Here is an 11,675-nt window from a genome sequence, read left to right as displayed (position 1 = left end):
GCTCACATCTGGCGAGGCAGGAGAGGGCCGCGCCCGCCAGAAGTGCACATCTTCCGAGCGTAGGGCGTCGCACCCCCGCCAAAAGTGCACATCTGGCGAGGTGACCGGCGCCCGAACCCACCAGATGTGCACTGTTGCCACCACAGGCGCACCGCCCCTCGCCAGATGCGCACATGTGGCGAGCCCGCAGGCGCCCCAGCCCGCCACATGTGCACACGTGGCGGGTCGCCGCGCGGAAGCGCCCGCTGGGTGTCACATCGGCCCGAGCGCGCCCGGACTACGCCGACGTTGGACCGTTACGCCCGTTACTGCGGGGCGGGATTGCCTGTGTAACGGTCCAAACGCCCGCGTGACGACGCGTTAGAGGACGCCGAGGTAGCGCTGGCGCTCGTAGGGGGTGACGATGCGGCGGTGGTCCTCCCACTCGGCGCGCTTGTTCTTCAGGAAGAAGTCGAAGACGTGCTCGCCGAGGACCTCCGCCACGATCTCCGAGCTGGCCATCACGTCGAGGGCCTCGGAGAGGTTCTGCGGCAGGGCCTCGTAACCCATGGCGCGGCGCTCGGCGTCCGACAGCGACCAGACGTCGTCCTCGGCGCCGGGGGGCAGCTCGTACCCCTCTTCGATGCCCTTGAGGCCGGCGCCCAGCATCACCGCGAAGGCCAGGTAGGGGTTGGTGGCGCTGTCCAGCGAGCGGACCTCGACGCGCGCCGAGTTGGGCTTGCCGTAGGCCGGCACGCGCACCAGCGCCGAGCGGTTGAGGTGTCCCCAGCAGACGTACGCCGGGGACTCGGTGATGCGGTCCGCGATCGCCTGGGGGAACAGCCGCTTGTACGAGTTGACCCACTGGTTGGTGACGGCCGTGTACTCCCGGGCGTGGGTGAGCAGGCCCGCGATGAACGCCTGGCCCACCTTGGACAGCTTCATCGGGTCGGCGGCGTCGTGGAACGCGTTGCGCTCGCCCTCGAACAGCGACAGGTGGGTGTGCATGCCGGAGCCGGGCTGGTCGGTGAACGGCTTGGGCATGAAGGTGGCGTGCACCCCGTGGGAGAGCGCCACCTCCTTCACGACGTGCTTGAACGTCATGATGTTGTCGGCCGTGGTGAGGGCGTCCGCGTACCGCAGGTCGATCTCCTGCTGGCCGGGGGCGACCTCGTGGTGGGAGAACTCCACCGAGATGCCGATGCGCTCGAGGGCGAGCACCGCCTGGCGGCGGAAGTCGCGGGCCACCAGGTGGGTGGTGTGGTCGAAGTAGCCGCCCGCGTCGACCGGGGTCGGCACGCTGCCGTCGGCCGGCACGTCCTGGAGCAGGAAGAACTCGATCTCGGGGTGGGTGTAGAAGGTGAAGCCCTTCTCAGCCGCCTTCGACAGGGCGCGGCGCAGGACATGGCGCGGGTCCGCCCAGGACGGTGAGCCGTCGGGCAGCAGGATGTCGCAGAACATGCGGGCGCTCTCGCCGCTCGCGCCGCCCTCGAACGGGAACACCTGGAACGTGGACGGATCCGGCATGGCGACCATGTCGGACTCATAGACCCGGGCGAAACCTTCAATGGCGGAACCGTCGAAGCCGATGCCCTCCTCGAAGGCGGCCTCCAGTTCGGCCGGTGCCACCGAGACGCTCTTGAGGGTGCCGAGCACGTCGGTGAACCACAGCCGCACGAAGCGGATATCGCGCTCTTCCAGCGTACGGAGCACGAACTCCTGCTGACGGTCCATGTCTCTACTCCTGCTTAGCCAGGGTTGTGCGGGACTCGTCACGGGCCAGTCTCCCCACGTCTGGATATCCACCGTGCGAGTGTTCCGCGACGCTATTACGGGTACGTTACTCGACCGGATCCCTCAGGGATGATTCGGAAAACAGCCACTTCCCAGGACAGGCCGGGACTCCTATCATCCCTCTACCGATCATTTCACCTCCTGGGGAGGTCACACGGTGGGTACTCAACCTGCGCACGTTCCGCCAGGTCAAGCCCCCTCCTCCAACGCCTCGGCACTTGCCGAGCTGACCCGCGTCATCCGCCGACAGGCCGCCGCCCGTGACCCCCGCCACGATCTTGTGTGGCAACCGAGGTTCGCGTACACGTCGGCGCTCGTCATCCTGGTCGCGCTCGCCCTCGTCTCGTTACCCATCTGGCTGGTCTTCTACCGGATGGCGGACTCCGACGCGAACAACGGCGCCGGCCCGAACGTCGGCGATCTCATCGCCCTCAGCATGATGCTCCTCGGTGGCCTCGTCACCGCCGGGGCCACCTGGGTGATCATCATCGAGATGCGCGGCCGGGTCCGGATGGTCGACCGGCTCGCCCGCACCAGCGAACGCGACCTGCGCCCCGCCGACCTCGACCTGGCGGCGCTCGGCGCGGCACCGTCCGACGAGGTCACCCAGATCATCCCGGGCCTGCCGGCCGAGCCCTCGGACGACGCCGACGGGACCGACGACCGCGACGAGACGGGCGGCGACGAGACGGTCCCCGCCCGGGGCACCGCCCACATCCCGGTGGCCACCGCCCCGGTGACAGCCATCCCGGCCCCCGCCAGCTCGGTTCCCGCCACGCTGGAGGCGTCCGGGCACCTGCTGCACTCGTTCAGCCGGGTGCTGCGGGCCTTCAGCCAGCTGCCCGCCCAGGTGGCGATGCTGGCCGTGGCACTCAGCCTGTTCGTGGGCGCCACAGGCGCGATCAGCTGAAGTTTGAGTGACAATCGGGTCATGACGAGTGCCCCGAACGTCCGGCTCCGCATCGCCCTGGCCCAGGTCGACCCGACCGTGGGCGACATCGGCGGCAACGCCGCGATCGTGCGTGACGTCTCCCGACGGGCCGCCGAGGCGGGCGCCCACCTCGTGGCGTTCCCGGAGATGATGCTCACCGGGTACCCGGTGGAGGACCTCGTCTTCCGCAGCTCCTTCGTGGGCGCGTCCACCACCGGCCTGGCCCAGCTCGCCACCGACCTGCAGGCCGAGGGCCTCGGCGACCTGCCGGTGATCGTGGGATACCTCGACGCCGACGGGCCGACCCGCCCCGACGCCGACACCGTGCCCGGCCGGGGCGCCCGCAACGCCTGCGCCGTCCTGCACGACGGCCGGGTCGTCACCCGCTACTTCAAGCACCACCTGCCCAACTACGGCGTCTTCGACGAGGACCGCTACTTCGTCCCCGGCGACACCCTGCGGGTCGTGCGCGTCAACGCCGACGGCGGCCCGGTCGACGTGGCGCTGACCATCTGCGAGGACATCTGGCAGGCCGGCGGGCCGTTCACCGCCGCCGGACAGGCGCGCGTCGGGCTGGTCGTCAACATCAACGGCTCGCCGTACGAGCTGAACAAGGACGACGTGCGGCTGCCGCTGGTGCAGCGGCGCGCTAGGGAGGCCAACGCCACCGTCGCCTACCTCAACATGGTCGGCGCGCAGGACGAGCTGGTCTTCGACGGCGACTCCATGGTGGTCGCCCCGGACGGGACGCTGCTCGCCCGGGCGCCCCAGTTCGCCGAGCAGCTGGTCGTACTCGACCTGGATCTGCCCACAGCGGACCTGGACGCGCCGCACGGCGCCCTGGGCCCCATGCGCATCGCGCGCACCGAGGTCGCCAACCGTCCCGCCTACGACACCGACCGCAGGCGCGGCGACATCGCCGAGCGGGTCACCGACGAGGCCGAGATCTGGCAGGCGCTCGTGCTGGGGCTGTGCGACTACGTGCGCAAGAACGGGTTCAAGACCGTCGTCCTGGGCCTGTCGGGTGGCATCGACTCCGCCGTCGTCGCGGCCATCGCGGTGGACGCGCTGGGCCCCGAGCGGGTCTACGGCGTCTCGATGCCCAGCGGCTACTCCAGCGAGCACTCCCGCGACGACGCCGCCGACCTGGCCAAGCGCACCGGGCTGAACTACCTCACCGAGCCGATCGAGCCGATGGTCGACGCGTTCCTGGCCAACATGGCGCTGTCCGGGCTCGCCGTGGAGAACCTGCAGGCCCGGGTGCGCGGCATCATCCTCATGGCGCACTCCAACCAGGACGGCCACCTGGTGCTGACCACCGGCAACAAGAGCGAGCTGGCGGTCGGCTACTCCACGTTGTACGGCGACTCGGTGGGCGGGTTCAATCCGCTCAAGGACGTGCCGAAGACGATGGTGTGGCAGCTCGCCCGCTGGCGCAACGCGGACGCGGCCCGCCGCGACGCGGTGCCGCCCATCCCGGAGAACTCGATCACCAAGCCGCCGAGCGCCGAGCTGCGCCCCGGCCAGGTCGACTCCGATTCACTGCCGGAGTACGACGTGCTCGACGCGGTGCTGGCCGACTACGTGGACGGCGACGTGGGCCGCGACGGGCTGCTGGCCGCCGGTCACGACGCCGCCATCGTGGACCGGGTGCTGCGGATGGTCGACCTCGCCGAGTACAAGCGGCGCCAGTCCGCGCCCGGGCCGAAGATCTCCATCAAGGCGTTCGGGCGCGACCGCCGGCTGCCCATCACGAGCCGCTTCCGCGAGGGCACCAGCTGAGAGATTCCCCGCAATGCCGCCGATGGGCCCCGTCCCGATGGGACCATCGGCGGTAGGACCCGGGGACCGCGGACGCGGCCTCGAGGCAGACGAGGAGTTCTCACATGTCCCAACCGGAAGTGGCTTCGCTGTACGGCGGGCCGGCCACCAGACGCGTCAGAGTCACCGACCTGCTCGCCGCGAAGGAGCGCGGCGAGAAGTGGGCGATGCTCACCAGCTACGACCAGTACACGGCGGGCATCTTCGACGGGGCCGGCATCCCCGTGCTGCTCGTCGGGGACTCGGCCGCCAACAACGTCTACGGGTACGAGACGACGGTGCCCATCACGGCCGAGGAACTACTTCCGCTGGTACGGGCGGTGGTGCGCTCGTCGAAGCGCGCCCTGGTCGTCGCGGACCTGCCGTTCGGCTCCTATGAGGAGGGCCCCGCGCAGGCGCTGCGCACCGCGGTCCGGTTCATGAAGGAGGGTGGCTGCCACGCGGTCAAGCTCGAGGGCGGCCGCCGGGTCGCCGACCAGATCTCCGCGATCACCGAGGCCGGCATCCCCGTGATGGCACACATCGGCTTCACGCCGCAGAGCGAGCACGCCATCGGCGGTTACCGGGTGCAGGGCCGCGGCGACACGGCGGCCGACGTGCTCGCCGACGCGCGGGCGGTGGCCGTGGCCGGCGCGTTCTCCGTGGTGCTGGAGATGGTGCCGGGCGAGGTCGCCAAGCACGTCACCCACGAGCTGCACATCCCCACGATCGGCATCGGCGCGGGCCCCGACACCGACGCGCAGGTGCTCGTCTGGCAGGACATGGCCGGCCTGCGTACGGGCAAGGCGCCCCGGTTCGTCAAGCGCTACGCCGACCTGGCGGACGTCCTCACGGACGCGACGCGCCGCTACGCCGAAGAGGTCCGCGACGGCGCCTTCCCGGCCGCGGAACACACCTTCTGACCTCGCGGACGATGGGCCCGCCGCGCCGGCGGCGGGCCTGTCACCAGCCCGAGGAGCACAGTGCGTAGGCCACCACCGACCAGTTCGCGGTGGTTGCCGCCTGGCCCTCGTACGCCGCCACGCTCACCCCCGTGGGGCTGATCCGCACATCGTCGACGAAGATGCCGACGCCGCCCACCGAGAACCCGGAACCGACGAGGTACTTGCCCAACGGACACTTGGCGACGGCCAGGGCGTTCGTGTCCGTGCCGGCGGCGGTCGAGGCCGAGACGCGGACCAGGCCGGACAGCTCATCAGCGTTGACGCAGGCCAGATCCAGGTACAGGCTCGCCGACCCGGCCGTGTAGAGGGGATCCTCCCGCCCGACGGCACTCCACGAGGTGAGGTCCGCGGACGGGATCAGGTGCGACAGATAGAACTTTCCCCCATCGGACGAGTAGAGGCGCGCGTTACCGGCCAGGGCGACCTCGCCCTCGTAGCAGCTAGCCTCGTTGGTCACCAGGGACGCGAACGGTCCCCGCTTGCCCAGGAAGTGGTTGTGGTACGTGGGCAGCCGGGTCGGATAGCACAGCGTCTGCGCGGCGACCGACCACCTGCCGGAGAACCCGTCGCCGTCCTCGGCCGCCGTGGCCCGGGCGCCGTCGGAGAAGGTGGCGGCCGCGAAGCCGAACGCCGTGAAGTACGCCTGGCCGGGGGCGCCCGACAGGTAGGCGCCGCCACCGACCGCCCCGCCCCCCTCACACCACCCGTCGGCGGACTTCGGCGAAGCGGAGTCGTAGTTCGACGCGTCAACCACGAGGTCCGGCACGGCCGCGTAGGCCGGCGCGGCCCAGCCCAGAACGATGGCCAGCGTCGCCGCGAGGGCGAACCCGACACCAGCACGCAGCCGCGAACGACCAGGGAACACATCGGCCTCCATAAAAGTGGTGGCCTATCGTGACCTACCCACCGCGCTCCGCACAAGTCCGCGGCCGGGCGACCATCGACGTCGCTCATACTCATCTGATGGCGCGGAAAGTCACCGTCGGCGGCGTCCTGGACGTGTTCTTCCTCGGCCTCGCCGTGCTCGCACTGCTCGCGTTCGCGATCGCTCTGGGCACGTGGACGTGGCAGTCCGACCTGAACATCGCGATCAAGATCGCGGTCTCGATCGTCCTCTTCTTCGTCGGCCTGATGCCGTTGGGCGCCGCGGTCGACATCGCGACGGGCGGCGGCGACTCATCGGGCCCCGGTCCGGACTGAGCTCCTGACGACCCGGTACCCCACGCCGACCGGCCCGCGTCCCCCATACTCCGTGCATACGAGAACCGGGAGGCACGCGATGGGTCGGGTCGAGTTCACAGTGGTGCTGCGCGGCTACGACCGTGCCCAGGTCGACGCGGTCGTCGAGCAGGTGCACCGCGATCCGGCGAGCGCAGCGAAGATCGTGGCCGACACGACCTTCACCGTCGTCTGGGGTGGGTACGACCGGCCTCAGGTCGAGGACTACCTGCACCGGACGGCCGCGGCAGATACGGACGAGCCCGGTCGGTGAATCCCGTCATGCCGGAGCAGCCAGCGCGAAGGCGACCTGGCGACGGTGCGGGTCGGCGGTGGTCAGGCGGACCCGGACGCGCTCGCCGAGCGGCAGGTCGCCCACGCAGCGCGCCTTCACGGGCGGCTCGTCCAGGACGATCTCGCCGCCGCGCGGACGGCCGTTGTCCCGGCGGCCCTCGTCCACGTCGATGACGGCCGCGTCGAACTCCTCGCCGATCCGGGCCGACAGCAGCACCGCCTCGGCCAGGTCCACGGCGCCGCGCTCGGCGGTGCCGGCGACCCGGTCGGTGCGGCTCATCACCTCGGGCAGCCGGGGCAGGGCCGCGCGCGCCCAGGCCGGCACGGTGCCGCCGGCGTGCAGGGCCAGGCAGACCTCCGTGGCATACCGGTCCGCGAGGCGGCGCAGCGGGGCGGTGACGTGCGCGTACGGGGCGGCGACGGCACCGTGGCCGGGATCCGCCGGCGGGGTGCCGTCGAACGCGGCGTAACCCGCGCCGCGCATCAGCTCGGCTGCCCGGTCCACGAAGGCCGCTCCCCGCGGTGTACCCACATCGAGGGTGGCCAGGACGCGGCCGAGACCGGCCCCGTCAGGCCAGGCCACCCCGAGGGCCGCGGCGGCCACCCGCAGTGACGCCACGGCTTCCGGGCGGGGCGCGGGCATCGTGCGGAGCAGGCCGATGCCGCCGGCGAGCATGATCTGCGCGGCGGACATGCCGGTGAGCAGTGAGATCTGGGCGTTCCACTCCTCGGCGGCGACGGGGCCGCGCAGGACGAGGCGGTAGCCGCCATTGTCGGGCTCGACCTCCTGCTCCGGGATGGGCAGGTTGATGGCGCCCCGGTCGAGGCCGCGCTCGATGAGCAGGCGACCGATCGTGGGCAGCAGGGCGATGGGCTCGGGCAGGGTGCCCGTGTCGGCGGCGGCCTGCACGCCGGGATAGTTGAGCTTGGCGCGGCTGCGGACCGTCGCGCGGGTCACCGACACCGCGCGGGTGGCGCCGTCGCTGTCGAGATCGATCGTCCACAGCACGGCCAGCCGGTCGGCGTCGGGCAGCAGGCTCGCGGTGCCCTCGGAGAGCACCTGCGGGTGCAGCGGCACCTTGCCGTCGGGGAGGTAGACGGTCTGCCCGCGGTGCCAGGTCTCGCGCTCGAGCGGGCCGCCGACGGGAACGAACGCCGTGACGTCGGCGATGGCGTAGTGCACCCGGTAGCCGCCGCGGTCACCCGGCTGCAGGCAGACGGCCTGGTCGAGGTCGCGGGACGTGGCCGGGTCGATCGTCACGAACGGCAGGTCGGTGCGGTCGACGCGGCGCGGGTCGGCCGGCAGCGGACCCGCGGCCGTCACCTCGGCCTCGTGCTGCGCCGCGGGCGGGAAGCCCGTCGGCAGGTCCAGCTCGCGGCGCAGCTCTGCGAAGTCGACTTTCGGGGCGGCGACGAGTCTGGTAACCACCTCACGTTCTTACCAGCCTTACCGCCCCGATAGCATCCGATTGCCGTCAGGAAGACATACGGGCCATGGTCCGCGACGCGCTCGTCGACCGGCGGGCCGGCGCCCGCTTCGCGGTCGACTTCACCGCCGCGGTCGCCGTCTTGCGTGCCGGTGTGGAGCGGGCCGCCGCGGCGCGGGTCGTGGTCCGCTTCGCCGCCGTCTTCTTGGCGACGCTCTTGGTGGCCGGCGCCTTCTTGGCGACCGCCTTCTTGGCCGGCGCCTTCTTGGCGGCGGTCGTCTTCTTGGCCGCGGCGGTCTTCTTCGCCGCGGTCTTCTTGGCGGCCGTGGTCTTCTTCGCGGCCGTCCCGGTGACCCGGGCGGCCGTGGTCTTCTTCGCCGCGGTCGTCTTCTTCGCGGCCGTCGTCTTCTTCGCGGCGGTGGTCTTCTTCGCCGTCGCCTTCTTGGCGGCCGTGGTCTTCTTGGCCGCCGTCGTCTTCTTGGCCGCCGTCGTCTTCTTGACGGTCGCCTTCTTGGCCGGCGCGGTCTTCTTGGCCGTGGTCGCCTTCTTCGTCGCCGGCGCCTTCTTGGCGGCGGTCGTCTTCTTGGCGGCGGTGGTCTTCTTCGCCGTCGTCTTCTTGGCGGCCGTCTTCTTGACGGTGGCCTTCACCGCCGCCTTCTTCGCGGGTGCGGCCGCCGAGACCGTGCGCTTCGCCGTGGCCTTGCGGGCCGACGTCGTCCGCGTGGTGGCCTTCTTGGCCGGCGCGGTCCGCTTGGCGGTCGTCGCCTTCTTCGCGGCCGACTTGCGCGCGGTGGTCTTCTTCGCGGCGCTCGTCGTGGTCTTGCTGGCAGCCGCGCGTTTCGCGGCCGGTCTCGTCGTGGCCCTCTTCGCAACGGCCATCTCTGCCTCCTCAGGCGTTATCTGTCGGGTACGTCCGGCGACTGTCCACCGCCGGATTCCCCCCTCGGCGGCGTGACGCTGCCGTCACGACTGCTCGCCCGTCCAACGGGCGTCCTCGGCGTCCCACTCCGCGTTGCGTTCGGCCACCTTGGTCAGCGCCGATTGCGCGTCCGCGACGGTCGGGTACGGCCCGAGACGGCGATGGCCGGGGCAGACGTTGTCGTCCGTCTCCACCCGGTTGTGGAACAGGCACCAGTAGTACCTGGCGCCCACGCCGCTTCTCATGTCATCACTATGCACGCTGAACCTCCCATATGGTGCTCATTCATCCGAAATTTTGCCGAGACTTCCACATTAGACGTAATCCCTCGTTATGATGCCCGAGCCCGGCAACCCCCACACCTCGGCCGGAAATCGTTGCGGCACAAGGGATTCACGACGCACCGGCGGGCTGAGCGGCGCCGCCGGGCGCGTCCCCGGCCCGCCCCGTCCGGCCCCAAAAAACCACGCCGCGTCGAGGCCCGAACCACCCCCGGCGGGGCCGTAGACGCGTACGGCCGTCACATCTGGACTCGTCCCGGCCGCAGGCACTACCGTCGGAACGCCGACCCGGGCGGCCGGACCACCCCTGCCGGGTCATCGACCGATGGCGCGCCGTACCTATGATGGTGCGACGTGCAGCGCGTCAGCGATTGAGCAGATGGGCCCGGGGGGAGTGCGTCGAGCGACCATGTCAACGCGAGAAGCGGACACCAACGCCGCCCGATCGGGCGCCTCGCTCGCGCCGCGCCGCGTTCCCGGCCAGCTCGGCGCCGTGCACGTGGTGCAGTTGCTCGCCGTCGAGGTCGGCATCGTCGGGGTGCTCGCCGCCGCCGGCCAGTCGCTGCTCGCCGCCGCGGCCGCGGCCATCGCCGCGATCGGCATGCTGTCCGTCGTCATGGCCCGCCGCAAGGGCCGCTGGTGGGTGCAGGACCGCATGGTGGTGGCGCAGTTCCGGCGCCGCACCCGCGCCGCGGTCGAGCCGCACCGCGAGCCGCGGCTCACCGCCCTGCGCGCCCTCGCGCCCGGCCTCGCCATCGAGAACGTCACCCTCTCCGACGGCCTGGCCGTCGGCGTCGCGCGCGACGAGGCCGGCTGGTTCGGCGCCGTCGAGGTGACGCCCGAGAGCATCGTCGCCTCCGACGCGCCCACCGCTGTGCCGGTATCGGTCCTGTTGTCCGCACTGACCGACACCGGTCAGCCCGGCACGGTGCTGCAGATCGTCGCGCACGCCGTGCCCACCGCGCCCACCGCCGCGACGGCCGGCCAGTCATACCGGCAGCTGCTCGGCGACGCCGCCGTGGCCAGCGAATTCACGACGTGGGTCGTCATCCGGCTCGACGAGCAGGGCCTCGCCGAGTCCGGCGCCGACCCGTTCCGCAGCGTCGACCTCGCCGCGTCCGTCGTCGCCGGCATGGTCCGCCGGATGGCCAAGACGCTGCGCCACGCGGGCGTCGGGCACCACGTCCTGGACGCCGACGGGCTGCTCGGCGCCCTCGCCCACGTGTGTGACCTCGCCCCGGCCGGGTCGGACGGCGCCGCCGTGCAGCCGCGCGAGGAATGGTCCCGCTGGCACTCCCGCGACCTCGCGCACCGGTCGTACTGGCTGCGCGACTGGCCGCCGGCAACGCAGGCCACGGCGCTGCTGCGCTGGCTCACCCAGGCGCCCGCCACCGCCACGACCGTCTCGCTCGTCCTCGTGCCGCGCGACCGTGACCGGCACGTCGACATGCGCTGCCTGGTCCGCCTCGCCGCGCCCGCCGACCAGCTCGCGGGCGTCTGCCAACAGCTGGACCGGGGCGTGCGCAGGGCGCACGCCCGTCTTTTCCCGCTCGATGGCGAACAGGGCCTGGCCGTGTACGCCTCCGCACCGACCGGGGGTGGCGGCGGATGACACATCCTGACTACGACGACCGCCGGCCGCGCCGCGACTCCGACGTGACGGCCGAATGGCCGTCCGTCGCGCCGCCGCAGCCGGAACCGCCGCAGCCCGGCCCGCCGCCGGCACAGCAGCAGTGGGGCCCGCCCGGCATCGTGTGGGAGGCGCCCCAACAGGCCGTGCAGCCCGGGCAGCACGCGTCGCAGCCGCCACACGCCGCGCAGACGTTCACGCCGCCGGTGCAGCGTGCGCAGCCCGCCGCGGCCGATCCGAACCCGACCATCCAGCGCCCCACCGTGCAGCCGTTGCTGCCCAGCGGCGGCATGCCGGCGCGCGCCGCGTACGAGCCGCCGGCGCACTCCACGCTGCTCGCCCCCGGCACGTCCACACCCGCCCCGGGCCGACCGACGGCGGCACTGTCGGCGCCCGGCGGCGGCCAGCCAGCCGCCGTCGCGCCACAGACCGCCGGG

Annotated in this window: 11 protein-coding genes and 1 pseudogene; 7 read left to right on the top strand and 5 right to left on the bottom strand. The window is 71.9% G+C overall.

What is annotated here, in order from left to right; genetic code table 11:
- Window positions 1-360 precede the first annotated feature (360 nt).
- Complete coding sequence (glnA, locus tag ABD211_RS24655; RefSeq protein WP_344136545.1) at window positions 361-1,713, bottom strand: type I glutamate--ammonia ligase; 1,353 nt, start codon at window positions 1,711-1,713, stop codon at window positions 361-363.
- A gap of 217 nt (window positions 1,714-1,930) precedes the next feature.
- Here glnA and ABD211_RS24650 point away from each other — a divergent pair, with 217 nt between their 5' ends.
- The 3 genes from ABD211_RS24650 to panB all read left to right on the top strand — a co-directional run bounded on the left by ABD211_RS24650 (window position 1,931) and on the right by panB (window position 5,427).
- Window positions 1,931-2,683: a hypothetical protein gene (locus ABD211_RS24650; protein ID WP_344136542.1), complete on the top strand. Its 753-nt coding sequence runs from the start codon at window positions 1,931-1,933 to the stop codon at window positions 2,681-2,683.
- A gap of 21 nt (window positions 2,684-2,704) precedes the next feature.
- On the top strand, window positions 2,705-4,486 hold the full coding sequence (locus ABD211_RS24645; protein WP_344136539.1) for an NAD+ synthase: 1,782 nt from the start codon (window positions 2,705-2,707) through the stop codon (window positions 4,484-4,486).
- 104 nt (window positions 4,487-4,590) lie between these two features.
- Window positions 4,591-5,427: a 3-methyl-2-oxobutanoate hydroxymethyltransferase gene (gene panB, locus ABD211_RS24640; RefSeq protein WP_344136537.1), complete on the top strand. Its 837-nt coding sequence runs from the start codon at window positions 4,591-4,593 to the stop codon at window positions 5,425-5,427.
- Between the two features lie 40 nt (window positions 5,428-5,467).
- Here panB and ABD211_RS24635 read toward each other — a convergent pair whose 3' ends face one another.
- On the bottom strand, window positions 5,468-6,334 hold the full coding sequence (locus ABD211_RS24635; protein ID WP_344136534.1) for a hypothetical protein: 867 nt from the start codon (window positions 6,332-6,334) through the stop codon (window positions 5,468-5,470).
- Between the two features lie 98 nt (window positions 6,335-6,432).
- Here ABD211_RS24635 and ABD211_RS24630 point away from each other — a divergent pair, with 98 nt between their 5' ends.
- Together ABD211_RS24630 and ABD211_RS24625 are read left to right on the top strand one after the other, a co-directional pair.
- The gene (locus tag ABD211_RS24630) at window positions 6,433-6,669 is read left to right on the top strand and encodes a hypothetical protein (RefSeq protein WP_344136531.1); all 237 of its coding nucleotides are present in this window, start codon (window positions 6,433-6,435) and stop codon (window positions 6,667-6,669) included.
- 79 nt (window positions 6,670-6,748) lie between these two features.
- The gene (locus tag ABD211_RS24625) at window positions 6,749-6,961 is read left to right on the top strand and encodes a DivIVA domain-containing protein (RefSeq protein WP_344136528.1); all 213 of its coding nucleotides are present in this window, start codon (window positions 6,749-6,751) and stop codon (window positions 6,959-6,961) included.
- Window positions 6,962-6,967: 6 nt separating this feature from the next.
- Here the strand turns inward: ABD211_RS24625 and ABD211_RS24620 are convergent, their stop codons facing one another.
- The 3 genes from ABD211_RS24620 to ABD211_RS24610 form a co-directional block, all read right to left on the bottom strand.
- Window positions 6,968-8,410 (bottom strand): RNB domain-containing ribonuclease, encoded by a 1,443-nt coding sequence (locus ABD211_RS24620; protein ID WP_344136525.1) that lies wholly within the window; start codon window positions 8,408-8,410, stop codon window positions 6,968-6,970.
- Between the two features lie 46 nt (window positions 8,411-8,456).
- The gene (locus tag ABD211_RS24615; RefSeq protein ID WP_344136522.1) at window positions 8,457-9,287 is read right to left on the bottom strand and encodes a histone; all 831 of its coding nucleotides are present in this window, start codon (window positions 9,285-9,287) and stop codon (window positions 8,457-8,459) included.
- Window positions 9,288-9,371: 84 nt separating this feature from the next.
- Window positions 9,372-9,572 (bottom strand): hypothetical protein, encoded by a 201-nt coding sequence (locus ABD211_RS24610; protein WP_344136519.1) that lies wholly within the window; start codon window positions 9,570-9,572, stop codon window positions 9,372-9,374.
- A gap of 445 nt (window positions 9,573-10,017) precedes the next feature.
- Between ABD211_RS24610 and ABD211_RS24605 the strand changes: the two genes are divergently transcribed.
- Together ABD211_RS24605 and ABD211_RS24600 are read left to right on the top strand one after the other, a co-directional pair.
- A complete protein-coding gene (locus ABD211_RS24605; protein WP_344136517.1) occupies window positions 10,018-11,220 on the top strand; it encodes a type VII secretion protein EccE in 1,203 nt (400 codons plus the stop codon).
- Window positions 11,217-11,675: pseudogene (locus ABD211_RS24600) on the top strand (hypothetical protein); the annotation flags it as partial. The gene ABD211_RS24605 and the pseudogene ABD211_RS24600, both read left to right, overlap by 4 nt.

Source organism: Luedemannella flava, from assembly GCF_039528515.1.
Taxonomy (GTDB): domain Bacteria; phylum Actinomycetota; class Actinomycetes; order Mycobacteriales; family Micromonosporaceae; genus Luedemannella; species Luedemannella flava.
This window is presented reverse-complemented; position numbering and strand designations above follow the sequence as displayed.